Origin of the sequence: Rhizobium sophoriradicis, assembly GCF_025200795.1 — a bacterium.
Lineage (GTDB): Bacteria > Pseudomonadota > Alphaproteobacteria > Rhizobiales > Rhizobiaceae > Rhizobium > Rhizobium sophoriradicis.
Genome location: NZ_CP104152.1, coordinates 1,857,534 through 1,882,794, shown reverse-complemented (window position 1 = coordinate 1,882,794; position 25,261 = coordinate 1,857,534). Strand labels below are relative to the sequence as shown.

25 protein-coding genes and 1 tRNA gene are annotated in these 25,261 nt (G+C 60.5%); 14 read left to right on the top strand and 12 right to left on the bottom strand.

The window, feature by feature from the left end; genetic code table 11:
- Positions 1-24 precede the first annotated feature (24 nt).
- Together N2597_RS09490 and N2597_RS09485 are read left to right on the top strand one after the other, a co-directional pair.
- Positions 25-918 (top strand): transglutaminase family protein, encoded by an 894-nt coding sequence (locus tag N2597_RS09490; protein ID WP_183597760.1) that lies wholly within the window; start codon positions 25-27, stop codon positions 916-918.
- 126 nt (positions 919-1,044) lie between these two features.
- Complete coding sequence (locus N2597_RS09485) at positions 1,045-1,851, top strand: transglutaminase-like domain-containing protein (protein ID WP_077993618.1); 807 nt, start codon at positions 1,045-1,047, stop codon at positions 1,849-1,851.
- A 31-nt stretch (positions 1,852-1,882) separates the two neighbouring features.
- On the opposite strand, the gene N2597_RS09480 is transcribed toward N2597_RS09485, so the two are convergent.
- From N2597_RS09480 to N2597_RS09465, 4 genes are all read right to left on the bottom strand, one after another.
- The gene (locus N2597_RS09480; RefSeq protein WP_038688999.1) at positions 1,883-2,107 is read right to left on the bottom strand and encodes an alkylphosphonate utilization protein; all 225 of its coding nucleotides are present in this window, start codon (positions 2,105-2,107) and stop codon (positions 1,883-1,885) included.
- 130 nt (positions 2,108-2,237) lie between these two features.
- The gene (locus N2597_RS09475; RefSeq protein ID WP_009993553.1) at positions 2,238-2,627 is read right to left on the bottom strand and encodes a hypothetical protein; all 390 of its coding nucleotides are present in this window, start codon (positions 2,625-2,627) and stop codon (positions 2,238-2,240) included.
- Positions 2,628-2,738: 111 nt separating this feature from the next.
- Positions 2,739-2,954: a hypothetical protein gene (locus N2597_RS09470; protein ID WP_164519036.1), complete on the bottom strand. Its 216-nt coding sequence runs from the start codon at positions 2,952-2,954 to the stop codon at positions 2,739-2,741.
- Positions 2,955-3,439: 485 nt separating this feature from the next.
- Positions 3,440-4,138 (bottom strand): TetR/AcrR family transcriptional regulator, encoded by a 699-nt coding sequence (locus N2597_RS09465; protein ID WP_077993621.1) that lies wholly within the window; start codon positions 4,136-4,138, stop codon positions 3,440-3,442.
- Positions 4,139-4,332: 194 nt separating this feature from the next.
- On the opposite strand from N2597_RS09465, the gene N2597_RS09460 reads away from it, so the two are divergent.
- Positions 4,333-4,818: a RidA family protein gene (locus tag N2597_RS09460; protein WP_009987341.1), complete on the top strand. Its 486-nt coding sequence runs from the start codon at positions 4,333-4,335 to the stop codon at positions 4,816-4,818.
- Between the two features lie 178 nt (positions 4,819-4,996).
- On the opposite strand, the gene N2597_RS09455 is transcribed toward N2597_RS09460, so the two are convergent.
- Together N2597_RS09455 and N2597_RS09450 are read right to left on the bottom strand one after the other, a co-directional pair.
- Positions 4,997-5,086: transfer RNA gene (locus N2597_RS09455), tRNA-Ser, on the bottom strand.
- 169 nt (positions 5,087-5,255) lie between these two features.
- Complete coding sequence (locus N2597_RS09450) at positions 5,256-6,077, bottom strand: cadherin-like domain-containing protein (protein ID WP_038688989.1); 822 nt, start codon at positions 6,075-6,077, stop codon at positions 5,256-5,258.
- Positions 6,078-6,628: 551 nt separating this feature from the next.
- Between N2597_RS09450 and N2597_RS09445 the strand changes: the two genes are divergently transcribed.
- The 4 genes from N2597_RS09445 (at position 6,629) to N2597_RS09430 (ending at position 10,995) form a co-directional block, all read left to right on the top strand.
- Positions 6,629-7,735: a septal ring lytic transglycosylase RlpA family protein gene (locus N2597_RS09445; RefSeq protein ID WP_106796222.1), complete on the top strand. Its 1,107-nt coding sequence runs from the start codon at positions 6,629-6,631 to the stop codon at positions 7,733-7,735.
- 209 nt (positions 7,736-7,944) lie between these two features.
- Positions 7,945-9,102, top strand: a complete 1,158-nt coding sequence (locus tag N2597_RS09440; RefSeq protein WP_009997069.1) for a D-alanyl-D-alanine carboxypeptidase family protein — start codon at positions 7,945-7,947, stop codon at positions 9,100-9,102.
- Positions 9,103-9,280: 178 nt separating this feature from the next.
- A complete protein-coding gene (gene tmk, locus N2597_RS09435; protein ID WP_039619772.1) occupies positions 9,281-9,961 on the top strand; it encodes a dTMP kinase in 681 nt (226 codons plus the stop codon).
- An 8-nt stretch (positions 9,962-9,969) separates the two neighbouring features.
- Entirely contained in the window at positions 9,970-10,995 is a 1,026-nt protein-coding gene (locus N2597_RS09430) for a DNA polymerase III subunit delta' (RefSeq protein ID WP_096770773.1), read from the top strand.
- Between the two features lie 6 nt (positions 10,996-11,001).
- On the opposite strand, the gene N2597_RS09425 is transcribed toward N2597_RS09430, so the two are convergent.
- Both N2597_RS09425 and N2597_RS09420 read right to left on the bottom strand, forming a co-directional pair.
- A protein-coding gene (locus N2597_RS09425; RefSeq protein WP_183740986.1) for an IS630 family transposase occupies positions 11,002-11,950 on the bottom strand; the annotation gives its coding sequence in 2 pieces (ribosomal slippage) (positions 11,002-11,613 and positions 11,615-11,950; 948 coding nt in all).
- A gap of 213 nt (positions 11,951-12,163) precedes the next feature.
- Positions 12,164-12,952, bottom strand: coding sequence for a sulfite exporter TauE/SafE family protein (locus N2597_RS09420; protein ID WP_077993625.1), 789 nt, complete (start codon positions 12,950-12,952; stop codon positions 12,164-12,166).
- Between the two features lie 231 nt (positions 12,953-13,183).
- On the opposite strand from N2597_RS09420, the gene metG reads away from it, so the two are divergent.
- The 3 genes from metG to N2597_RS09405 are packed head-to-tail and all read left to right on the top strand — an operon-like array spanning position 13,184 to position 16,341.
- A complete protein-coding gene (metG, locus tag N2597_RS09415) occupies positions 13,184-14,734 on the top strand; it encodes a methionine--tRNA ligase (RefSeq protein WP_096762773.1) in 1,551 nt (516 codons plus the stop codon).
- A 4-nt stretch (positions 14,735-14,738) separates the two neighbouring features.
- A complete protein-coding gene (locus N2597_RS09410; protein WP_039619766.1) occupies positions 14,739-15,521 on the top strand; it encodes a TatD family hydrolase in 783 nt (260 codons plus the stop codon).
- A gap of 4 nt (positions 15,522-15,525) precedes the next feature.
- Positions 15,526-16,341 (top strand): MBL fold metallo-hydrolase, encoded by an 816-nt coding sequence (locus N2597_RS09405; protein WP_183596265.1) that lies wholly within the window; start codon positions 15,526-15,528, stop codon positions 16,339-16,341.
- Position 16,342: 1 nt separating this feature from the next.
- On the opposite strand, the gene N2597_RS09400 is transcribed toward N2597_RS09405, so the two are convergent.
- Positions 16,343-16,969, bottom strand: coding sequence for a TerC family protein (locus N2597_RS09400; protein WP_009996016.1), 627 nt, complete (start codon positions 16,967-16,969; stop codon positions 16,343-16,345).
- 258 nt (positions 16,970-17,227) lie between these two features.
- Between N2597_RS09400 and N2597_RS09395 the strand changes: the two genes are divergently transcribed.
- Both N2597_RS09395 and N2597_RS09390 read left to right on the top strand, forming a co-directional pair.
- A complete protein-coding gene (locus N2597_RS09395) occupies positions 17,228-17,899 on the top strand; it encodes a hypothetical protein (RefSeq protein WP_077993628.1) in 672 nt (223 codons plus the stop codon).
- A gap of 62 nt (positions 17,900-17,961) precedes the next feature.
- Positions 17,962-18,342: a hypothetical protein gene (locus tag N2597_RS09390; protein ID WP_077994070.1), complete on the top strand. Its 381-nt coding sequence runs from the start codon at positions 17,962-17,964 to the stop codon at positions 18,340-18,342.
- Between the two features lie 75 nt (positions 18,343-18,417).
- Here the strand turns inward: N2597_RS09390 and N2597_RS09385 are convergent, their stop codons facing one another.
- From N2597_RS09385 to N2597_RS09375, 3 genes are read right to left on the bottom strand one after another with little or no spacing between them, the layout of a single operon-like run.
- Positions 18,418-19,575: a M20 aminoacylase family protein gene (locus tag N2597_RS09385; protein ID WP_096762772.1), complete on the bottom strand. Its 1,158-nt coding sequence runs from the start codon at positions 19,573-19,575 to the stop codon at positions 18,418-18,420.
- A 1-nt stretch (position 19,576) separates the two neighbouring features.
- Entirely contained in the window at positions 19,577-20,818 is a 1,242-nt protein-coding gene (locus N2597_RS09380) for a Zn-dependent hydrolase (protein WP_096762771.1), read from the bottom strand.
- Positions 20,818-22,044 (bottom strand): diaminopropionate ammonia-lyase, encoded by a 1,227-nt coding sequence (locus N2597_RS09375; RefSeq protein ID WP_183596267.1) that lies wholly within the window; start codon positions 22,042-22,044, stop codon positions 20,818-20,820. Before N2597_RS09375 ends, N2597_RS09380 begins: the two co-directional genes overlap by 1 nt.
- Positions 22,045-22,208: 164 nt before the next feature.
- On the opposite strand from N2597_RS09375, the gene N2597_RS09370 reads away from it, so the two are divergent.
- Together N2597_RS09370 and N2597_RS09365 are read left to right on the top strand one after the other, a co-directional pair.
- Complete coding sequence (locus tag N2597_RS09370) at positions 22,209-22,715, top strand: Lrp/AsnC family transcriptional regulator (RefSeq protein WP_183596269.1); 507 nt, start codon at positions 22,209-22,211, stop codon at positions 22,713-22,715.
- 287 nt (positions 22,716-23,002) lie between these two features.
- Positions 23,003-25,258, top strand: a complete 2,256-nt coding sequence (locus N2597_RS09365; protein ID WP_106795647.1) for a bifunctional diguanylate cyclase/phosphodiesterase — start codon at positions 23,003-23,005, stop codon at positions 25,256-25,258.
- Positions 25,259-25,261 lie beyond the last annotated feature (3 nt).

The following is a 25,261-nucleotide window of genomic DNA, read 5'->3' as shown; positions in this document are numbered from 1 at the left end:
GAATAGATCACCCGGTGGCGGGCCATGACGATTTTTACGGTCCGCCATATCACGGCCTATCGATACCGCAGGGAGGTCGATTTCGGCGAGCATCGCCTGATGTTCCGGCCGCGCGACAGTTTCGACCAGCGGCTGATCGAGGCGTCGCTGACGACCTACCCGGAGCAAAGTCATGTGCGCTGGATCCATGATGTTTTCGGCAATTGCGTGGCGCTCGTCGATTTTTCGCGGCCGTCGGCCGAGCTTCGCTTCGAAACCTGGATCACGCTCGACCATACACCCCAGTTCGCCCCGGATATTCGAATCGACGAGGCGGCGCTCACCTATCCCTTCTCCTACGACAAGGACGAAATCGCCGATCTCGCGCCGGCGATGCAGCGCCATTATCTCGATCCGGGCGATGAGATCGGCCGCTGGGCGCGCCGGTTTGTGCGCTTGGGGCACCCGACCGAGACCGGGCACCTGCTGATGACGCTCTGTTATGCCATTCGGGAAAGCTTCGTTTATGCGCGGCGCCACGAACACGGGACGCAGGCACCGCTTGAGACCTTGCATCTTCGCTCCGGCACGTGCCGGGATTTCGCGCTTCTGATGATGGAGGCTGCCCGCACGCTCGGCCTGGCAGCGCGTTTCGTCAGCGGCTATGTTTACGTTCCCGATCGGGACGGCTCCACGGTGCTCGGCGGCGGCGCCACGCATGCCTGGTGCCAGGTCTATCTTCCCGGGGCCGGTTGGGCGGAATTCGATCCGACCAACGGCATCGTCGGCAACCGCGATCTCATTCGCGTGGCCGTTGCCCGTGATCCGCGCCAGGCAGTTCCTTTGAGCGGCAGCTATGACGGAAACGGGTCGGATTTCGACAGCATGACGGTGCAGGTCAACGTGACCACGCAGCAGCCATGGATCAATGAGGGGTAGCGGTCGATTGCCAGCCGGCGATGCTGGATCGGCGCCGGACGATAGCCGCGGTCGGCGGAACCGGGCAGCGCGATCGGCGTTCCATACTCACCTCCACCCATGCAGGGGGAGGACGAGGAAACCGCAATGAAGATACGCGCCGGGTTTCATCTGGGCTATGAATGCATCCAGCCGACTCCGATGCTGCTGGTCCTCAACATTCACCCCTCGCGTCGCGCCGATCTTCTGAGCGAGCAGGTCCTGACATTCGATCGGCCGATCGACGCCTGGGAATATACCGACAGTTTCGGCAACGCCTGCAGCCGGATCGTCGCTCCGCCGGGGCTGACGACGATTTCGACCGAGTTCGAGATCTACGATACAGGGCAACCCGATACCGTGCCGACCGAGGCCGTACAGCACGCGATCAAGGACCTGCCGGACGAGGTACTCGTCTTCCTGCTCGGCAGCCGTTACTGCGACATCGACAGGCTTTCGGATTTCGCCTGGGAAACCTTCTCGTCGACACCGCTCGGCTGGGCGCGCGTGCAGGCAATCAGCGATTTCGTCCACAATCACATCACCTTCGATTATCAGAAGGCCGACGTTCTCAGAACCGCGCATGGCGGCTTCACCGACAAGAGCGGCGTCTGCCGCGACTTTGCGCATCTCGCCATGGCGCTTTGCCGATGCATGAATATTCCTGCCAGATATTGCACGGGTTATCTCGGCGATATCGGCGTTCCAGCCGATCCCAATCCCATGGATTTCAGCGCCTGGTTCGAGGTCTTTCTCGGCGGCCACTGGCATACGGTCGATGCCCGCCACAACACCCCGCGCATCGGCAGAATATTGATGGCGACCGGCCGCGACGCAACCGACGTCGCCATGTCGACGGCATTCGGCCCGGCCACACTTTCTCGCTTCGAGGTGATTACCGAGGAAGTGCCGTAAAGGACGCTCAGGGATCGCCGGGGTGAGCAATCTATGCCTTCTTCAGAAATTCCGTTCTGAGCACGAGCCCTTTTACCTGCTTGGTGTTGCACTCGATCTCACCGGGATTGTCGGTCAGGCGAATGCCCTTGACCAGGGTTCCACGCTTCAGCGTCTCCGAGGTGCCCTTGACCTTGAGGTCTTTGATCAGCGTCACCGAATCGCCGTCGTGAAGCTGGCTTCCGTTGCTGTCCCTTATGATGATGTCGTCGGCCATGATGTCCTCGCTTGATGATGCGAGACGCAAAATCACGGCGACGGGGGATAGTCAACCGCGGCGAGGGGCGGCAGAGCACGGCAGCCTGCGGTGCGCTGAACGGATTTATCGAGCACAGGCCGTCGGGAATTCAACTCGCTTCGAGCTTGCCGCTCCAGCGGTTTCGCCCCTTCCAATATGAGCAAGCCGGGCAGTCCTCACCAAGCGGATAGTCGATTCCCTCTTCGTGAGGGCAGCCGATGATCCCATCCATCGCCGCCACTGATTTCACGTCATTCTCGCGCAGGAATGCCACGATCTCAGCGACAATGGTTTCGTCCGTCCTGAGATCACCGGTTTCAGCAAACCATCGGCGCAGGTCGGCCGGCTCCGCATGCGGCGCCAGGATGATGCTGACGGCCGCCTTCGTGGCTCGGCGATTGTCGGGACCATAGTAAGCGATCGTACCGATGGGATAGCTGCGTACACCTCGCTTGGTCTTTTTCTCGAGCCATTTCCGTGGCTGCCAGCCCAGTTTCATCGCACTGCTCACCTCTCGTGGTTTGCCATTCTATCCCGCCGGATTCACGAAACACAACCGATATTCTCAACGAATATAGGCCGAGGATATGGCGCCGCAAGAAACAGTGGATCAGGGTATCGCCAAGGGAAAAAGTGGCTGCAGCCGACGACATCCGCCCGGCTGAACGCCATCATAGAGCGGGGCGATCATGTCTGGCGCGAGGTCGAGGTCGAGATCGAACACCGCAACGCTTCCGGCTACGACAAAGCAACCAGCCTTCTCATCGACCTGAAAGCGATCGCTGACGAAAACGGCGATACCGCCGATTTCACCCGCCGGCTGCATTCGATCCTCGAATTCCACGCCCGAAAAGAGCGCCTTATCGCACGGCTGAACGTTTCGTTCGCAGCTCTGATGCCGTCATAAGCCCAGGCGTCGGCCATGCACGCTTCTGGCCGGCCTTAATTGGCGCCTCTGCAAAACTGAGACCAAGGTCCGATCAGACCCGGACTTCGTGCCGATACCAAACGCTTGGTTGCTGCAATAGGTTCTCGCGGCGGGGCGGAATTGCGGAGTTTTATAGCCGTGACGAAATTTATCGTTGTAGGAATGATACTGACGCCGGTGATCTTCTGGGGTTCTATCGGCGTCTGGGTCTACTCGCTGTTATCGTGAGGGCTCCTCACACCTTCAGTCCTCGATCATTTCATCGGGCAGTCGGGCGAAGCGAAGTCATGGCCGGCGCCGGTCCTGGGCAATCTCAATCAAACCGGGATCATGGTCAAAGCTTCGGACCAAGAGTGCTGATCAACTGGAAGGCCGAGCCCGGTTCATTGTCTTGGCACGAGCCCGTCAAGCAGGAAATCCAGACCTTTCCTGAAAGCGCCGTCCCAATCATTATCCAGCAGCAGACGAGCACGCTCGATCGTCGGATATTTTTCGCTGAGATGAGCAAGGCGCTGCTGCGCGGCGGCCATGTCGTCGTCGGAAAGGTCGAAATTCGCCCGGGTGATGGTCGCGCCGATCACATAGTTCCAGAGCGACCATATCGCGCCGTTCAAATCTGCCTCTGCGACGCCGGCTCCGGATAGAATCCTGCCCAGCAGTTCCAGACGATTGAGGATGTTCGGGCCGAGTGCCCGGCGCGGCAGCAGCGATGCCGACCAGGGATGGCGGAGCATGCTGGCGCGCCAGTCCTCCAGCATGTGAAAGATTGCACCACGCCAGTCGGCAGCCTCGATCCTTTGCGGCGGCCCGCGATATTCGAGCACTGCGTCGAGCGCCAGATCAAAGACTTCCTCTTTGTTGTCGACGTGCCAGTAGAGGCTCATCGCGCCCGCGCCGAGGCGATCGGCCAGGCGGCGCATCTTCAATCCGTCGACACCTTCGGCATCCAGCAATTCGACCGCGGTCGCCACGATCCGTTCGATCGATAGCGCCGGTTCACTGCCCGCCTGCTGCATGGACGGGACCGACCCAGCTTGCCGTTGAGGCCGTTTACCCTGAGCGCCGCCGCCTTTGGCTGCCATGCGTCCTTCCTAAATGATCTGAAGGTCGTTTTAAGCCGACAAAGCTACGAATGTCGACTTCGCCCGATTGACTCGTACAACGTACGATGCGATTTGATCGTACGTTGTACGAGTCAATTATGCGACGATCGAACGAAAATTCAACCGGAGACCGCGGGCGACGTTGCTCGCAGTCCGCACGGCCAGAGAAAATCATGTCACACACCATCAATCTGCTTATCGGAGGGCTGATCATCATGACCACGGGAATTTCCACTGCGACGACGGCGAATGCGGGCGACCTCAAGCCAACCATCGTCAATCCGAAAAACCTCTACGACCCGACGCCGAACGGCTACAGCATGGCGGTGATCGCACCGCGCGGCGCCAGGTTGGCCTTTATTTCAGGACAGGGTGGCCAGGACAGCAGCGGCGCCTTGTCGCCGGACTTCGCCGCCCAGGTTAAGCAGGCCTACGCAAATCTGCGCGCCGCTCTCGATGGGCTCGGCGCAAGGCCGGATCAGGTCGCCAAGCTTACTGTTTTCGTGGTCGATCACGACATGTCCAAGCTCGAAGTACTGACCAGAAACGTCAAAGAAACCTTCGGCGCGGCGCTGCCGGCGCAGACCCTTGTCCCGGTTCCCAAACTTGCAATAGACCCGATGCTCTTCGAGGTCGAAGCCGTCGTCGTTCTGGAATAACGGCCGTAAGCGACTAGGCTGCGGCAAGTCCGGCGGCTTTCTTTTCGACATGAGGATTATCGCTGCAGAAAACGGCGGAGCCGCCGTTTTCTCTCGCCGCCTGCACTCGATCTCTTAACGGCACGCCCCAAAGACCGCTTATTCGGGCGGCAGAACGCTGGCACATGAAAATGGAAACTGGCGGAAGAGGTGGGATTCGAACCCACGGTACGGTTTCCCGCACGCCGGTTTTCAAGACCGGTTCCTTAAACCACTCGGACACTCTTCCAAGTAATTGAGAAGCCCAAAGAAATTCCGTTGCTGGATTTCTGGTGCATCGGTGGTTTCTGCCGATTTGCTGCCCATTCACTCACAGGCCGGCTTTTTAGCAGCTTTGACCGCAGCGTCAACTTGTTCTGCAGAAAAGCGGCTTCGACAGCCGCTTCTCTCTGCCGTCGTCAGACCAGGACGGTGAAGTTGTCAAATGCGAGCTGCGGAAAGCCCGTCGGCTCTACATCGGGCTGAATATCGAAGCGGATGAAATCGACTGCTCCCAAGGCTTCCAGCGAAATGTGCTGGCCATCGCCAATGGTGTCCCCATAGACCGTTAGCGACATCTCGCTCACCTTGTTGCCGCCGATATAGCCTTCGAACGTCACAAGCGCATCGACACCTTGATAGGCCGGGTCGAAGACAGTCGCGACGTCGACACCCTCGATCGTGAAGAGCTTGCCGTCAACGCGGTCGAAGAAAGGATTGTAGGGGTTGGTGACGACGTATTCGTTGCCGCCGGATTCGGCGACCGTCCACAGATTGCCGTCGAGCTTGTCGCCAAACCTGAAACCGCCATAGCCCGAAGCGATATCCGGCTGCCCGGGATATTCCGTCGGAGCGTTTTCGAAATCGATGGAATACAGCCCTTGCGGCGGCGCATGCACGCCGATGTTGAGACTGGCGACATCGGTGCCGCCTTTTCCATCGGAGATCTTGAAGGAGAATTTTTCGGCGAAGACTTCGCCGGACTCAAGGCTTGCGGGATCACTGACCGTGTAACTATAGCTGCCGTTGCTCCAGATCGTCAGCGTTCCGTGTTCACCCTCGATGGTCAGATAGCCTGCTTCACCCGCCTTGTTGGGAATTCTTATTCCGTTGACGAATTGAACCTGAAGCAGGTCGCCGTCGGAATCTGAGGCGTTGTCGAGAAGGTTTCCTTCAATGGCTTCCGCTGGTGCGTAGTCGTGGATCGACACGTCAGGCACTGCTGGTTTGTGATTTGCCATAGCTCGTCTCCCTAAAGATGAGCGTGGAAAGGACGCCGGGCTACCACCCGAACGTCGCAAATAAACTTTCTACTCCACTTTGAGTCAAGCAACAAACTACACGCGCTAAGGGAGCGGGAGCCCGTACCTGGGCTGTCATACGCACCTATGCGGGAGATCACGGAAGGAAATCCACTACTATGGGGAGAGGTATCACGCCTCATCGGGCGCTTGAGGAATAGCTGCGTAACCGCATTCGACAACGGTCTCCTGCGTGTCGATCCGGTACGTCCTGCCCTTTCAAGAGCAGGCGGCGGGTCTAGGCAATGTCTCGCATCGGCACGCTCATTTCGAGCCCGATTGCGGCAATGGGAGAGCAGGGGAGGAGCTGCGGCGTTAGCAACTTATAAACCATAATCAATGGAATTGTTGCTATCGCTGGGAAAACGTTCGCAAATTTGCCACGAACTTAACAAGATTAAAGCCTCGTTAGGCGGGCGGGGATAAGGCGTATTGGCCCAGTGTGGGGCAAAGTTCCTTAACCATAATGATCTTTGAGCGGCGTGGGACATATGACATTGGGATACGGGGCGGCGTCTTTCGCAACGACAGCGCGGTGGCTGGCGATATCGGCGATGTGTGCGACGGTTGCTGCATGCGGCACGACACAGGCCGTGCCGAAGAAAAAAGCCCATGGCAAAGAATATTTCTCCGAATCCGAATATGGCGTGAAGGCCAGCCCCCGCGTCGCCACCGGCAACAACATCCCGAAGGGCGGCGGCCGCTACATCGTCGGCAATCCTTACGTGGTGAAGGGTAAATGGTATTATCCGAAGGAAGATTTCTCCTATAGCAAGGTCGGCATCGCTTCCTGGTATGGTTCGGCCTTTCATGGACGCCTCACGGCGAACGGCGAAGTCTACGACCAGATGCATCTTTCCGCCGCGCATCCGACTTTCCCGCTGCCGAGCTATGCTCGCGTCACCAATGTCGAGAACGGCTCGTCGGTCATCGTGCGCGTCAACGATCGCGGTCCCTATCATGAAGGCCGCATCATCGATCTTTCCAACAAGACCGCCAATATGCTGGATCTGCAGCACAGCGGCACCGGCAAGGTGCGTGTGCAATATGTCGGACGCGCCCGCATGGACGGCCACGACATGCCCTATCTGATGGCTTCCTACGTACCGAAGGGCAGCCGCATTCCCGGCGTCAATCCGGAAGGGCAGATTGCAAGCGGCGTCATGGTTGCCTCCAACAGCCGCAAGATCACCCGCGATCAGCTGCAGAGCGCCGAAGATTACCAGGCGCAGCCGGCCAAGGTGCCGGTGCCGATGTCGGCGACCTCCTTTGCCGGTTCGACGCCGAGCGTGCGCTACAATGCGACGCCCGCGCTTGCCCCCGGCGCCCATGTTCTGGTGGCGCCACCGGCACCGTCCGCAAACGCCGCGCCGGCCTTCGAACAGATGGTCGTGCTGCCGGAGATCGGTCCCATGCCCTATGAGCGGCCCTACGGCGGCTCCCAGCCTTCCCTCGCGCTCGGCTATCAGAACGGGGACGTGAAGACGGTGACCGTCGATCTCGCTTTCGACGCGGTGATGGTGCGCAATGACGGGCTGACGCAGGCCTCGATCCTTGCCTCGGCCAAGCGACAGCAGGCAAAATCCGCGGCGCGCTGAGCATCGCGATTGCATCGGATTTCGCCGCGCTCTAACCTTCTCAAAACTGCCGTTGACCGATGGGAATTGCGATGCTGAGGCCTGTGCTTCGCCCTCTAGAGCGGTTGCGCTTTTCACCGAAGCGCAGAGCCGCTCTAACCTTTTGTCTTTCTGCAATTCCGGACGTAAAACCGCTCCTGACTTTAGCTGCCGTTGCTCTTGCATGCCTGATGCCGCTCGCCGCAGGCGCGCAGGCAGCCGATGGGGGTGCTGCCGGTTTCGCCACCAAGGCGGCGCAGGCCTATATGATCGAGGCGTCCACCGGCACGGTGCTTCTCGCCAAGAACGAGGATCAGGGTTTTTCGCCGGCTTCGCTTGCCAAGCTGATGACGATGAACCTCGTCTTCGATGCGGTGACCAAGGGCCAGATCACGCTCGACACCGAATATCCGGTTTCCGAATATGCCTGGCGCACCGGCGGCGCGCCGTCGCGGACAGCCACCATGTTCGCCGCCCTGAAATCGCGTGTGCGCGTCGAGGATCTGATCAAGGGCGTCGCCATCCAGGGTGCCAATGACAGCTGCATCATCCTCGCCGAGGGTATGGCCGGAAGCGAGCAGCAATTCGCCGAATCGATGACGCGCCGCGCCCGCGAAATCGGCATGGACAAGGCGGTGTTCGGCAATTCCACCGGCCTTCCGGATGGTAAGAGCAAGGTGACGGCGCGCGAAATGGTGACGCTTGCCGCCGCCCTCCAGCAATCCTATCCCAATCTCTATCCCTATTTTGCCCTGCCCGATTTCGAGTGGAACAAGATCTTCCAGCGCAACCGCAACCCGCTGCTCGGGCTCGATCTCGGCGCTGACGGACTTGCGACGGGCTTTACAGAGGGTGAGGGGTATTCGATCGTTGCCTCGGTCCAGCGTGACGGCCGGCGGCTGTTTCTGGCGCTTGCCGGAATCGCCTCCGACAAGGAGCGGACGGAAGAGGCCAAGCGTGTGCTTGAATGGGGTCTGACGGCCTTCGAGAACCGGCAGATTTTCGCCGAGCATGAAGTGATCGGCGCAGCCAGCGTTTATGGCGGCACAGCGCGCACCGTCGATCTGATCGCCAAAGCGCCGGTCAGCGTCTATATTCCGGTCAGCAACCCCGACCGGCTGTCGGCGCGCATCGTCTATCGCTGGCCGCTGACAGCGCCGGTGCCGCCGGATTATCAGGCCGGCACGCTCAGGATTTTCGCCGGCAGCCGGCTTCTCAGGGAAGTTCCGCTCTATACGGCACAGGCGGTTGGCGAAGGCTCGCTCAGCAGCCGCGCGGTCGATGCCATGCTGGAACTCGGCGAATCGCTGTTCTTCTCCTGGCTCTGGGAAAAGTCCGCGCCCGGCTGAAGCGATTGTCCAGTGTCGCACGCCACATGTTCTGGACTTGAGCGCCCAGCCTTCTGATACAATTTGCCGGGGAAGGTGATTATGTCGCCGCGGCGAAAGGTTTTCCTTCCCGATGTCTTCGGATAGATAGAAGAGGCAGGGCGCGCGCGTGCGGCGCCGGGAATGCGGGAAGCTGTCATTGTCATCCGGTACGGGATTGTTCGTTACGTTTGAAGGCGGGGAAGGCGCGGGCAAATCCACGCAGATCCGCCGCCTCGCGGAGGCGCTGAAGGGCGAAGGTCACGAGGTGCTGGTGACGCGGGAACCGGGCGGGTCGCCCGGCGCCGAGGCTGTGCGCCACGTGCTTTTGTCGGGGGCTGCCGAGGCCTTCGGCACCCGGATGGAGGCGATCCTTTTTGCCGCTGCGCGCAACGACCATGTCGAAGAGGTGATCCGGCCGGCGCTTGCTGCCGGCAAGATCGTGCTCTGCGACCGGTTCATGGATTCCTCCCGCGTCTATCAGGGGATCACCGGCAACCTTGAACCCGATTTTATCGAGACGCTGCAGCGCATCGCCATCAATGGCGTCGTGCCGGATTGCACCTTGATACTCGACATTCCCGCAAAGGTCGGCCTGGAGCGGGCGCAGAAGCGCAGCGCTGCCGAAGCGCCCGACCGATTCGAGAAGGAGCGGCTCGAAACCCACGAGAAACGGCGCGAAGCCTTTCTCGATATTGCCGCGCGCGAGCCGGAGCGCTGCCGCGTGATCAACGCCATGCAGACGGAAGAGGCGATCGCGGCCGAGATCCTGGCGATCGTCAAGCAGCTCAAGTCGCCCGCAGACCGCGCCCGAATGCCGGAAGCCGCCCATCATGAGTGAAGTCCATTATGAGTGAGGAGAGGCCGGGACTGCTCGACGGCGCCATCTGGCCCGCCGAGAACACCAGATTATTCGGCCATGAGGAGGCGGAGGCCTTCCTTGCGCAATCCTACCGATCTGGCAAAGGCCATCACGCCATCCTGATCGAAGGGCCGGAGGGCATCGGCAAGGCGACGCTCGCTTTCCGTTTCGCCAACCACGTGCTCTCGTATCCCGATCCCGAGACTGCGCCCGAGACGATCGGTGATCCGCATCCTGACTCCGCCGTCAGCCGGCAGATCGTCTCCGGCGCCTCGCACAATCTCCTGCATCTCGCGCGGCCGGTGGACGAAAAGACCGGCAAGGTGAAATCGGCGATAACAGTCGACGAGGTGCGCCGCGCCGGCAAGTTCTTCTCGCAGACGTCAGGCACCGGCAACTGGCGGATCGTCATCATCGACCCGGCCGACGACATGAACCGCAATGCGGCCAACGCTATTCTAAAAATCCTCGAGGAACCGCCGAAGCGGGCGCTGTTTCTGGTGCTGTCGCATGCGCCGGGTCGGCTGCTGCCGACGATCCGCTCGCGCTGCCTGCCGCTGAAACTGTCGCCGCTTTCGGACGATGCGCTGGCGGCAGCCCTTGACCATCTCGGCATATCGGGAGAGGGCGGGGCGGTGCTTGCGGCGGCCAAGGGCAGCGTCGGCGAAGCACTGAAGCTCTTGAACTATGGCGGCGGAGAGATCATTGCGGCCTATGGCGAGGTGCTTTCGGCCGAAGGGCCGGCGGCCCGCAAGGCGATGCACCGGCTGGCCGATGCGCTGTCGGGAAAGGAAAGCGACACGATTTTCGATTTCTTCGTCAGCCATGTCGGCGACGACATCATGAATCGTGCGCGTGTGGCAGCGGGTGAGGGGCAGATCGCTGCTGCCGAACGTCTGGCGCGGCTCTATTCCGAGATCACCGAGCGGCTCACCATTTCGGATGCCTATAATCTCGACCGCAAGCAGACGATCATCAGCATTCTCTCCGATATCAAGCAGCCGGGCCTCTAGAGCGTTTCAGGTTTTCACGGAAGCATATCCGGCATTGGCGAAGTAGTTGCTGCATTCTCTGGGCTCGATGGTTGTGACGAGGTGTCCGATGTGGCGCCAGGTGTCATCGATGGTTCGCTTCTGAGCCAGGCGCATCCAGTGCTTGATTTTGGCGAAAGCCTGTTCGATCGGGTTAAGGTCGGGGGAGTATGGCGGCAGGTACCAGAGCCGAGCACCAGCGTTGCGGATCATCTGACGGATGGCGACCGACTTGTGGGAGCCGAGATTATCCATCACGACGATATCGCCGGGTTTGAGCACCGGTACGAGTTGCTGTTCGACATAAGCGCGAAAGCACTCACCGTTGATCGGTCCATCGAAGACACAGGGTGCGGTGAGCCGATCGCAGCGCAACGCGCCGAGGAAAGTCAGGGTGCGCCAATGTCCGTGCGGGGCGAAGCTGCGCAGCCGTTTGCCCTTCGGCCCCCAGCCTCGAAGCGGCGCCATGTTGGTCTTGATCCAGGTTTCATCGATGAAGACCAGCCGGCTTGGATCGAGGCCAGCCTGCCAGGATTGCCAGCGCTGTCGCCGTCGCGCGACGTCAGCGCGCGCCTGCTCAAGGGCGAACAGTGTTTTTTTTGAACCGTAGTCCCTCGCGCCGCAGAAACTGCCATACGGTGTCGTGGGATACCTTCACCCCTCGCGCGGCCAGTTCTTCCTTCAACCTGTTCAGTGACACATGCGGCGTCTGGTTGATCCGCTCGGCGATAAACGCCCGGTACGGCTCAAGAACCCGCTTGCGGTGGCCGCCCATCTTCCCAGGCGCGACAGATCCGCTCGAACGGTAGCGCTGAGACCACTTCACCGCTGAAGACACGGCAATACCGAACCGCACCGCCACCGACCGGCAGCTCTCGCCGGCTTCGATTGCATCAACAACACGCTTGCGAAGATCATTTGAAAGAGGTCGAGTCATCCGATGCTGGCCTCCACTCCAGCCAGCATCTTGAATCACAAAACAGCCAAAAACGGAATCCCTTCCGATTCAACTAAATCCAGATACGCTCTAAAGCGCGCCGCATCGAATTTGATTCATGCGACGCGCTTTAGCTTTTTGTTTTTATGCATGTCGTTGTCCCGGAACCGCTGCACACTTCCGGGCGAAATGTATTCGAATTCTGATGGCTGATCAGCCGGTCAAGAGCTTGCCGGCGACGACGGCGAGCGTGGCGGCCAGGACGATGCGGATCGTGCGTTCATGCAGCTTCGGCGCCAAAAGGCTGCCGATGATGATGCCGGGGATCGAGCCGATGAGCAGGGCAAACAGCATCGCCCAGTCGATCTCGCCGATGAGCCAATAGCCCATGCCGCCGATCAGGGTCAGCGGAACTGCGTGAACAATGTCGGACCCGACGATCTCACGCACATTGAGCCTGGGATAGAGGACCAGCAGGATCGTCACACCGAGCGCACCCGCGCCGACCGAAGTCAGCGTGACCAAGACGCCGAGACAGAATCCGAGAATGACGGTGAGGATCAGAATGGTTGTGGGCCGCGGCGGTGTGCGATCGCCGATGGCGCGGCGCGCCAATTCCAATATGGAACCGCGGAAGACCAGCATGATCGCGGTCATGACAAGCAGCCAGCCGAGCGCAACCGTGATGGTGTTGGTCACGCCGATGCTTTTGCGATCGACGCCGGCCAACAGCCAGAGCATCAGCACGGCGGCCGGCACGCTGCCGGCGGCAAGGCTGCCGACGATCTTCCAGTTAATCCGTCCATGCATGCCGTGCACGGCAGTGCCCGCCGTCTTGGTGATCGCCGCATAGAGGAGATCGGTGCCGACCGCGGTTGCGGGATGAACGCCGAAGAGCAGCACCAGCAGCGGCGTCATCAGCGAACCGCCACCAACGCCGGTGATGCCCACAAGCGCGCCGACGAACAGGCCGGAAAGCGAATAGAGCGGCTCGAATGTCAAGCAAGCGCCCCCGACGGCGCGCGACCACGACTATCCCGGTAGATGAAAACTGGCACTTCGTTCTGTCCCGCCCTCTTTGGGACGACCGGTAAATTGCGTGCGAAGCGGAGTCAAGTTCACGACGGTGTCCCGGAAATCATCGAAGGCGCCAAAACTTGATGTTTCGCTTGTCGGTGACATGCGCTAAGAGCGGCTGACCATTTTTATAGAGTAAGCCGGACATTGGCCGCCATGACAGACAAGACACCCTTCTACATCACCACCGCGATTTCCTATCCCAACGGCAAGCCGCATATCGGCCATGCCTATGAGCTGATCGCGACGGATGCGATGGCGCGCTACCAGCGCCTGGACGGCAAGGATGTCTTCTTCCTGACCGGCACCGACGAACACGGCCAAAAGATGCAGCAGACAGCGCGCGCCGAAGGAATCGAACCGCAGGCGCTCGCCGACCGCAACTCCGGCGAATTCCAGGCGATGGCGACGCTGCTCAACGCCTCGAATGACGACTTCATCCGCACCACGCAGGAGCGTCATCACGAGACCTCGCGGAATATCTGGAAGCTGATGGCCGACAATGGCGACATCTACAAGGACAGCTATGCCGGCTGGTATTCGGTGCGCGACGAGGCCTATTACCAGGAGAACGAGACGGAACTGCGCGCCGACGGTGTGCGCTACGGCCCGCAGGGCACGCCGGTCGAGTGGGTGGAAGAGGCAAGCTATTTCTTCAAGCTCTCCGAATACCAGGAGAAGCTGCTGGCGCATTACGAGGCCAATCCCGATTTCATCGGTCCGGCCGAGCGCCGGAACGAGGTGATCTCCTTCGTCAAATCGGGCCTCAAGGACCTGTCGGTCTCGCGCACGACCTTCGACTGGGGCATCAAAGTGCCGAACGATCCGTCCCACGTCATGTATGTCTGGGTGGACGCACTGACCAACTACATCACCGCCACAGGTTATATCGAGGACAGGAACGGCCCGCGGGCGAAGTACTGGCCCGCCGATGTGCACATCATTGGCAAGGATATTATCCGCTTCCATGCCGTCTACTGGCCGGCCTTCCTGATGTCGGCGAAGCTGCCGCTGCCGAAGCGGGTCTTTGCCCACGGCTTCCTGCTCAACAAGGGCGAGAAGATGTCGAAGTCGCTCGGCAATGTCGTCGATCCCGTCAATCTGGTGAACCATTTCGGTCTCGATCAGGTGCGCTACTTCTTCCTGCGCGAAGTGTCCTTCGGCCAGGACGGCAGCTACAGCGAAGAGGCGATCGGCATCCGCATCAATTCCGACCTCGCCAACGGCATCGGCAATCTCGCCAGCCGCTCGCTGTCGATGATCGTCAAGAACTGTGACGGCAAAATCCCGGAATGCGGGCCGCTGACCGACGAGGACAAGGCGATGCTGGCGCAGGTCGACGCGCTGCACGCGTCGACGCGCGAAGACATGGGCAAGCAGCAGATTCACCGGGCGCTTGCCTCGATCATAGCCGTCGTTTCCGATACCGATCGCTATTTCGCCGGCCAGGCGCCGTGGGCGCTGAAAAAGACGGATCCGGCGCGCATGGGTACGGTGCTTTACGTCACCGCCGAAGTCGTGCGCCAGATCGCCATCCTGTTGCAGCCGTTCATGCCGGACTCATCGGGCAAACTGCTCGATCTCGTGGCTGCGCCTGCCGACAAGCGCGATTTTGCCGCCCTCGGCGAGGCCGGCCGCCTGATCGCCGGAACGCCGCTCGAGGCGCCGACGCCGGTCTTCCCGCGTTACGTGGCTCCGGAGGCTTGAGGCCGTGCTGATCGATACGCATTGCCATCTCGATTTCGCCGACTTCGAGGCCGAGCGCGACGAGATTGTCACGCGCGCGCATCAGGCTGGTGTCAAACAGATGGTGACGATCTCGACGCGCGTGCGGAAGCTCGACGGGTTGCTCGCTCTCACCGAGAAATATCCATCGGTGTTCTGCTCGGTCGGTACGCATCCGAACAATGCTGGCGACGAGCTGGACATCCAGACGGAAGATCTGGTGCGCTTGGCAAACGCCCATGAAAAGGTAGTGGCGATCGGCGAGGCCGGCCTCGACTATTTCTATGACACGCAGAAGCCCGAGGACCAGCAGACCGGCTTTCGCCGGCATATTGCCGCCGCTCGGGAAACGCAGCTTCCGCTCGTCATCCACAGCCGCAGCGCTGACGAAGATATGGCTTCCATCCTGACCGAGGAAACAGGGAAGGGGGCTTTCCCCTTTATCTTGCACTGCTTTTCAGCGGGTCCGGAACTGGCGCGAACCGGTGTCGAACTCGGCGGCTATATCTCCTTCTCTGGCATCCTGACGTTCCCGAAATCGGAAGAGCTGCGCGAGATTGCCAAGACGGTCCCGCATGAGCGGCTGCTGGTGGAAACGGACGCGCCGTATCTGGCGCCGAAGCGCTGGCGCGGCAAGCGCAACGAGCCGTCCTATGTCGTCAACACGGCCGAAGTGCTCGCCGAGACGATCGGCCTTTCCTACGCCGATACCGCGCGGATCACGACCGAGAACGCTTTGCGCCTGTTTACGAAAATGCCGAGGATCTAGCGGCGTGCTCTACCGGCGGCGTTTCACCATTCTCGGCTGTTCGTCGTCACCGGGCGTGCCGCGCATTACCGGAGACTGGGGCGCCTGCAACCCCGACAATCCGAAAAACCGGCGCACGCGCGCCTCGTTCATGGTGCAGCAATTCGGCCCTGACGGCGTCACGACGGTTGTCGTCGATACCGGGCCGGATTTTCGTGAGCAGATGATCAGGGCAGGGGCGGACCATGTCGATGCCGTGCTTTACAGCCACCCGCATGCCGACCATATTCACGGCATCGATGATCTGCGCGGCTATTTCCACAATACGCGCCGCCGGGTGCCGATCTTTGCCGACCAGTATACGATGGACAGGCTGCGTGAAGCCTTCCGCTATTGCCTGGAAACGCCGCCCGGCAGCAATTACCCGCCGATCGTGCTGCCTGTTGTCATCAAAAGTATCGACGAACCCGTCGAAATCCGCGGTCCCGGCGGCAAGATCGACTTTTACCCGCACATCCAGCAGCATGGCGATATCCATTCGCTCGGGTTCCGCATCGGCGATGTGGCTTATTGCAGCGATATCAGCGATTTCCCGCCGCAGACCGTCGAGAAGCTGCAGGATCTCGATGTGCTGGTCATCGACGCGCTGCAATATACCTATCACCCGAGCCATCTGTCGCTGGAACAGTCGCTCGATTGGATCGGCCGGCTGAAGCCGAAACGGGCGATCCTCACCCATATGCACACGCCGCTCGACTACGACGTGGTGATGGCCGAGACGCCGGACCATGTGGTGCCGGCGTATGACCAGATGAGCTTCGAGACCGAGATCAGGCTCTAGACTAAAGCTTGAACCCGCTCGCTTGCACGTACGGCCACAGTTCGACGCCACCGCGGTGGATCATGTCGAGCGAGACGTAGAGGATGATTAGCAGACCGACATAGGCGATCCAGCGATGGCTGCTGAGCAACCGGGCGATCAGGTTTGCGGCGATACCCATCAGCGCGATTGACAGGGCAAGACCGATGACCAGCACGCTCGGATGTTCGCGCGCAGCACCGGCAACGGCGAGGACGTTGTCGAGCGACATCGAGACGTCGGCGATGACGATCTGGGTCGCCGCCTGGAAGAAGGTCTTTTTCGGCGCGCCTTCGCCGCCCACCGCCTCGTGGCTCTCGTGATGACCGGCGCGAAGCTCGCGCCACATCTTCCAGCAGACCCACAGGAGCAGGAGTCCGCCGGCCAGCAGCAGGCCGACGATCGCCAGCAGATAGACTGCAACGCTGGCAAACAGAATACGAAGAAGGGTCGCGGCGACGATGCCGACGATGATCGCCTTGCGGCGCTGCGTAGCCTCGAGGCCGGCAGCGGCAAGACCGATAACCACGGCGTTGTCGCCGGCGAGAACGAGGTCGATAGCAATGACCTGCAGCAAAGCCGTCATACCGGCTGCCGTAAACATGTCCATATGAAATATCCCCAATGCGTCCAGAGCCGTGCTAGCGTCTCGACGGTTTAACGTCAACCGCTGAAGGACGCCGTAGGCGATGCAATTCAGCGGGCAGTGCATCCGAAACAGCTGGCGATGACGTTATGAACCGCCTGCGCCGCCGCCGCCAAAGCCATCGTCTTCGTCGTGGAACATTCATCTCGGCTGCCGGTTCTCCGAGTCAGGAAACCAGGCGTCGGGTCGGCGGCTGGAACGCGACATCGAGAGGAGAGTTCCGTGAGCAACATTCACAACGATACCAACCCGGGTTTTTCAGGCCCCGTGGGCGGCGGCAGCCTTACCGCATTTTTCGACAGCCGGTCGGACGCCGAATCAGCGGTCTCCCGTCTTGAAGACGCAGGCGTCCCCGTCGCCAGAATAAGGTTGATGCCGGGATATGAGGCGGATGAAAAAAATGCCGGCGTCATGAGCGATGATCGCAGCGGCTTCTTCGATGCCCTTGCCGACTTCTTCTTCCCTGACGAGGATCGCGCTATGTACGCAGAAGGGCTGCGGCGAGGCGGCTTCCTCGTCCAGGTCAACGATATCGACGACGCACTCTACGAAACCGTTCACGATATCCTGGACGACGAGGGCAGCATCGACATCGACGAGCGGGCGGATCTCTGGTTATCGGAAAGCGGACGCCAAGGCGGATCCAATACCGGTTATGCCGGTGCAGCCCGCGGCGGCAAAGCCGCGGACGATCTGGCCGTATCGGAAAGCGCGTTCGAAGCGCCGGCTTCCGACGAGGCGCGCCCGGTCGCAATGCGCGACACAACGCATGGAAGCGCCAAGGTTCGTGCTTACAGATTCACCGGCGCCTCCGCATCGTCAAACGATGCGGATCGGCAGTCGCAGACGCAAGGCGGATCACAGCAGAGCCAGAGTTTCCGGCGCGATCATTGATGTGCAGCGAGGCCGGCGGCAATGCCGGGCGTTGCTTCGCTGACTAATTCGAGGACATGTCGATGCAATCATCCATCAATCGCGACGGCTTTCTTCCGCCCGATCCCGATGAGCTGGTCGCAGAGGGCGAACTGCCTTTTGCCGATGCGGCCGCCGAGTCCGCGCGTGACAAGGCCGACCAAAGTCTGCACCACCTGCAGCGGGAATTGAGGCTGCTGCACGCCCGCATCGGCCTTCTGCGTGACGATGCGGAAGCGGCGCTGAAAGCCAAGGCTACATCCGTCGATGCGAATGCCCATGTCCAGCTCGGTGACTATCCGTGGCTGAAACTCGCCTTCGCCACCGGCGCAGCCTTCGTCGCGGCGAGGGCGATCAGGCGCTTGCCGTTCGGCGTATTGCTGGGCGGATTTGCCGGTCATGTCTCGCAAACCAGACGGTGGTGAACGATCCAGCGCGCCTCGGTATCGAGAAGACTTAGTCGTTCTCAAAGGCTGTGAGATAGCAGCCGCCTGCGGAAATCAGGGCAGGGGCAGCCGGCGGCGGACGATCGCCGTGTGGAAATTCGTCCCATGGATCAGGCCATCGTCGCAGAAGTCATAGCGAGGATTGTGCAACGGTGGCGAGTCACCGTTGCCAAGGAATACGAACACACCGGGCGCATGCTCCAGAAAGTGTGCGAAATCCTCGCTTCCCGTCATCGGCTCCCGTGCCATGCGAACATTTTTCTCAGGGAAAATGCTGTAAGCGGCGGCGAAAGTCTCCTCGACCAGATCGGGATCGTTTAGGAGCGGAACGAATTCCCTGGTGTAAGTCACCTCGGCCGAGACATTATAGGCGAGAGCGGTTCCCTCAGCGATGATGCGCATCTGCTTCTCGATTTCGGCGCTGACTTCCGAACGGAAGCTTCGTGCGTCGCCCAGGATCCTCGCCTCTCCGGGCAGAGCGTTTCGAGTTCCGTCGGTGATGAGTTCAGTGACCGAAACCACGGAGGTGTCCGTGGGACTGAGGCGGCGGGAGACGATCGTCTGCAGGTTGGTCACAAGGGCGCAGGCGGCGATGAGAACCTCGTTGCCCCCGTGAGGGCGGGCAGCATGGCCGCCGACGCCGCGAAGCACGATCTCGAAATTGTCTTCGGCCGACATGATCGCCCCCGGCCGGGTTTCGAATGTGCCGACGGGGAGGCCGGGCATGTTGTGAATGCCGTAGATCTCCTCAAACGGATAGCGCTCCATCAATCCGTCCGCGAGCATGGCAAGTGCGCCGCGTCCCCATTCCTCCGCTGGCTGAAAAATGAAGCGGACGGTTCCGTCGAAACCACCTTCCTCGGCGAGCAGCTTGGCGGCTCCGAGGAGCATGGTGGTGTGCCCGTCGTGGCCGCAGGCGTGCATGACCCCAGGGTTCGACGATTTGTAGAGAAGATTTCCCTGCTCCGGGATTCGAAGCGCGTCCATGTCGGCCCGCAGCGCAATCGAGCGGTTGCCGGATCCGCGCTTGAGCGTGCCGACGACACCGGTTCCTCCAACACCCTCCGCCACATCGTCGAGGCCGAACTCGCGCAGCTTGGCGGCGACGAAGGCCGAGGTGCGTTGCTCCTCGAATCCGAACTCGGGGTGGGCATGCAGGTCGCGCCGCCACGCCGTCATTTCGTTCCTCAGAGCATCGATATCGATCGCCATCTCAAACTCCTCCGCCCGTAATCTGCTTTACAACGTCGAGAAGCATGTTCGCTCCGGCGACCAGATCTTCGTCCTGGGTCTTTTCCCTCGGATTATGGCTGATGCCGCCGAGGCTCGGCACGAAGATCATCGCCGAGGGGGCGATCCGCGCGATCATCTGCGCATCATGGCCCGCCCCCGACGTCATGCGGCGAACCGTGTGTCCGCGCCCGGCCGCCGCTTTCTCGATCAGTTCGATGATCTTCCCGTCGAACGCCACCGGCTGAAAGCGGGCGAGGCGTTCGACCTCGAAGGACACGTCCTCCTCCTTCGCCAGTTGCGCAAGGTAGGCTTCGAGAGCGGCCTCCTCTTGCTTCAGCCGATCCTCGTCCGGATCGCGTAGATCCACCGTAAAGGTTGCGCGGGAAGGGATGACGTTGATCGCGTTCGGCTCGAAGCTCATGCAGCCAACCGTTGCCACTGTCGGCGTCTTCGAGTTCCTTGCGCGTTCCCGCAGGAAGGTGATGACGAGCGCGGCGGCATGTCCGGCGTCGCGACGCATCGAGATTGGTGTGGTTCCCGCATGGTTGGCGTCGCCGCTGATGGTCACCCGCTGCCAGGAGATGCCCTGCAGGTTTTCCACGGCGCCGATCTGAATGCCTTCGCGCTCGAGAACCGGACCCTGTTCGATATGCAGCTCGATGTAGGCATGTGGCCGGATGAAGCCTGGCTGATGCTCTCCATCGTAGCCGATGCGCCGCAGCTCCTCACCAAGTTTCGTGCCATCTGTTCCCACAGTTGCGTGAGCGGCGTCGACATCGAGGCCGCCCGCATAGACGAGCGATCCCATCATGTCGGGGGCGTAGCGCACACCTTCCTCATTGGTGAAGGCGGCGACCACGATCGGACGCGACGGCTGGAAACCCGCTGCGACAAGCGTCTCGATGACTTCAAGGCCAGACAGAACGCCATAACATCCGTCATAAATGCCCGCGTTGATCACGGTATCGATGTGCGATCCGAGCATGAGCGGTGCTTCGTCGGAAACGGCTGCGGGCCTCCAGATGCCGAATATGTTGCCGATACGGTCGACGGCAACTCCCAAGCCGGCCTGCTCAATCCACGAGACGAACTTGTCACGTCCGAGCTTCTCCGTATCCGAAGCCGCGAGACGGGTCAGCCGACCGTCGTCGTCACGACCGATTTCGCCGAGCTCAAGGATCCGGCCGAGCAGCCGTTCGGAGTTGATGGAAATCTCGCTCATCACACCACCTTTTCCTTAACTCCGCTTTGGCCGGAGTTTTTCGCTGCTATGTCCGCCGGCGTTGCGCCGACAAACTTCTCGTAGAGGAGGGGGTCTGTCGCGCCCTCGGTGTTGATGAGGAAGACGCGGGATTGCGCGTCAAGGCCGACCTTCGCCCGCAGTTCCCTGTCGGCGGCAACTTTCAGAAGGGCCGCGAGACCTACGCCGCCGCTTTCGCCGGCAACGACCGCTGGGTCGGACCCACCAGGGCTCGCAAGCAGTTTCATCGCTTCGATCGCGTCGGGGTCGTCGACCGTCATGAATGCGTCCGCAGCATGCGACAGGATCCGCCACGCCACCAGCGACGGCTCATAACACTCCAGCATCGCCATCACGGTGGCCTCTCCATGATCGACTTTCACCGGATGTCCGGCGCGCGCTGTCTCGACGATGCAGGCTGCGCGGGAGGGATCGACGACCACGAAGAAGGGGCGCTTGTCACCGAAAAGGACGGAGAAGTGGCCCGCAACCGTAGCGGCGATGCCGCCCACGCCGGCCTGCACAAAAACATGGGTCGGCGGCTCCGGCATCTGGCGGAGCGCCTCGGTCAGCAACGCGGTGTAGCCCTGCATGACGAAGCCCGGGATGCGTTCGTAGCCCGGCCAAGACGTGTCGGAGACCGTGATCCAGTTCTTCTCCTCGGCAACGCGCGCGGCTTCGCGAACGGAGTCATCATAATTGCCGTCGACGCGGATCATATCTGCGCCATAGCGGGCGATTGCGTCGATCCGCTCCTTGCTGACGCCGGAATGAACGAAGATCGAGCATTTGGCGCCGACGAGCTGCGCCCCCATGGCGACGGAGCGCCCATGATTGCCGTCGGTTGCGCAGGCGACCGTCATTTTCGATGCGATGGCTCTCACATCGACGGTCTGCAAATCTGCCACGTCCACTTCGCGGCCAAGGCGCTTCGAAGCCTCCTCCAGAACGAGCCGGATCACGGCATAGGAACCGCCGAGCGCCTTGAAGCTGCCAAGACCGAGGCGATGGCCCTCATCCTTGATCAGGATCGAACCGACCCCGATCTCACGCGCAAGATTTGCGAGCGAGAGCAAAGGAGGCGGCTTGTGGCCCTCGCGATGATGCAAGAAGCGTTCGACGGTCTTGGCGGCTTCAACTCCCAAAACCTCGGCGTCGGCTGCGTCGATGGGTTTGCGGTAGTCGGCGTGTTGGTTCAGGAGAACCATCCGGACATCCTTTCGAAAATGCGTACGCCCTGATAATTACTTCATCCCGATAGAAATTGGCGCTGTATTTCGATACCAATTATGCAACATTCGCTCATTACCGCCGCCAAAATGGAGGGTTTTCTTACTTTGTCGCCAAATGCTCCTCTCAAAGGGATCACTGTATGATCGACAAGATTTCAGCGGATATGGTGGAGCTTGACCGCTTCGACCTCGCCATTCTCGAGATTCTCCAGCGGGACAACAAGACACCGCAGCGCTCGATCGCGGAAGTCGTCGGTCTGTCGGCACCAGCCGTGCAGCGCCGGATCAAGCGGATGGAGGAGACGGGTACGATTGCCGCCAACGTCGCGGTGATCGAGCCTTCCCATGTGCGGCACGAGATCACGGTCTTTGTCGAAGTCGAGATGCACAGCGAGTTCGGCGCCACGCACGACGCGACGAAGAAATCCTTCGCCGAGGCTCCTGAAGTCCAGCAGTGCTACTACGTGACGGGCGAAGTGGATTTCATTCTGATCGTCGTCGTCCGAACCATGGGAGACTACGAAGCCATGACCCGGCGCCTGTTCTTCGCCAACAGGAACGTCAAGCGGTTCCGCAGTTTTGTAGCGATGGACAGAGTGAAGGTGGGCCTGAATATCGCGCTGAACCCGCAACGCGATCGGAGCTGAGCCGGACTGGGGCAGCGCAACGTTGGAGCGGCGCAAGCCTTTGGCGTCAATGATGAAAGATTTTGTTCCATAATCTATCTTATGTGATCTTTTGATGTAGCCGGGTACATTCTATTTCCAAGTGCGACGGTCCCGCCTCCTCCTCGCCCTCCTGACTCCGCAACCCGCGCGCGCCGGACTGACCATATTCCCACTGGATTGTCCTTCCTGCACCCGGATCGGCCGCTTAGCGTTGCCTTAAAGAAACTGTGCAAGGATGCCAGCCTGTCATTCATACTGGCGACTTGATGAAGTTTCGAAGAAACACAAAGACAATTCGTGGCCTCGCTGGCTCCCTGATGAGCCATGCGAGCGCATTTGCTCCGGCAATATTTGCGGCCGTTATCGCAGCCATCGTCGTTTGGGTGGCAACGAACTGGCGGCTTGAGCGGTCGTTGGCCAACGAGCGCTCGGTTGTTGCCGGCGAGCTTGCGACGATGTCATCTCGGCTTCAGACCAACCTCAATAGCAATGTGAAGCTGTTGCAAGGTTTGGCGGCGGGTATCGCGGTCGATCCGGCGATGGGCCAGAACAGATTTTCCAAACTTGCCGCGCAGATTCTGCAGCCGGATTCGCAATTGCGAAGCTTCGCTGCTGCGCCCGACATGGTGGTCCAGTGGGTCTATCCGGAAAAAGGAAACGAAAGGGCCATCGGACTCGACTACCGAAGAAATGAGAAGCAACGGGCCGCCGCGATGCTGGCGCGCAACACACACAATATCGTCCTGACAGGCCCGGTGGAGCTTGTCCAAGGCGGAACGGCTTTCGTTGTCAGGTGCCCGGTCTATATCGACGATGGAAACAGCCAGATCTTTTGGGGTCTGCTTTCCGGCATCATCGATATTCCGAGGCTATACCGGGATAGCGGTCTTAGTTCGACCGAGCTGGAGATCGCCATCAGCACGACGCCGGAGCCGAACTCGGCCAAACAGGTCTTTTTTGGCAGCCTGGAAACCTTTGAGAAGAAACCGGTCGTCGCCTCCGTCGATATGACTTACGGCCGATGGTCCCTCGCCGCACTGCCCAGGCATGGATGGGGGCAGAATAACGGCATCGGCACTTTTGAGCTCTATGCCAGTCTGTTGGCCTTGTGTGTCGTCGCGCCGATCGTCTGGGTCGGCTTTCTGACCAAATCGCGCCAGAAGACCATCGAAAAATTGCGCCTTCACAAGAGCAAGCTCGTACGAACACGACAGAGGCTGGAGCACCTGTCACTGCATGACGCCCTCACCGGACTACCCAATCGGCGGTTTGTCGACCAGATGATCTCGCAGCCGCCGAGGCCCGATCCGCAAGATCGCCTGATCCTCATCCATATCGACCTCGACCGCTTTAAAGAGATCAACGACACGAAGGGGCACGCCGGCGGCGACATGGTCCTGCAAACAACGGCTTCGCGGCTTGCCGAAATGACCGGCCCCAACGATGTCGCGGCGCGCATCGGCGGAGACGAGTTCGTCTTCGCCAGTTGGAGCAGCGATCCCGAGCCCAAAGCAACCGAATTGGCCAGGCAGATTGTCGACGCACTGCAGCAGACCATCTTTATCGATGGAGCCGGTTATGTGGTCGGCGCAAGCGTCGGTGTCGCCTGGGAACGGGCTCGCGACCGGGACCTCGGTCAGTTGCTTCTGAATGCCGATCTGGCTCTGTACGAGGCGAAGAAAGCCGGCCGCGGCCGCGCGGCCGTTTTCACCGAAGAGCTCCGCAGCGCCGCAATCCATTCAAAAGAATTGGCGGATGACTTCAATCAGGCGCTCGATCGCGACGAACTCGTCGCATTCTTCCAGCCGCAGTTTAACGCGGTCACGCTTGATATCGCAGGCGTCGAGGCGCTCGCCCGCTGGAACCACCCGCGAAAGGGTGTGCTCGGACCCGACAAATTCCTTGACGCCGCGGAAAAGCTGGGGCGCACCGGCGACATGGATCGGCTGATCCTGCAAAAGGCGCTGTTCGAGCTGACGAGATGGGACGGCTTGGGAATGCAAATTCCGCGGGTCTCCGTCAATATTTCAGCGCGCCGCCTGGCGCAGCCGAGCCTGCTTACCGAACTGTCGGAGCTTCCCATAGCGAAAGGCCGTCTGTGTTTCGAGCTGCTCGAGACGATCTCTTTCGACGATCTTCAACCTGCCCTCAGCGAGATCATTCCGACGATCAAGGCGCTCGGCATTGAAATCGAGATCGACGATTTCGGCACGGAACATGCCAGCATCGTCAGCTTGCTTCGATTTGAGCCGCGCAGACTTAAGATCGATCGAGAAATCATCAAGCCGATCATCGCCTCCCCCTCGCAACGCCGTCTGGTCTCCTCCATCATCGAAATCGGCCGGTCGCAAAACATCGACATCGTTGCCGAGGGCGTGGAGACAATGGAGCATGCGAAGATCCTGAAAGATCTCGGTTGCCATTTGCTGCAAGGTTACGCCCTGGCCCGACCGATGACCTCGGATCAGTTGATCGAATTTTGCCGGATGAAGGGCAAGGGAACGGCAAAGGCAAGCCGATAGCCT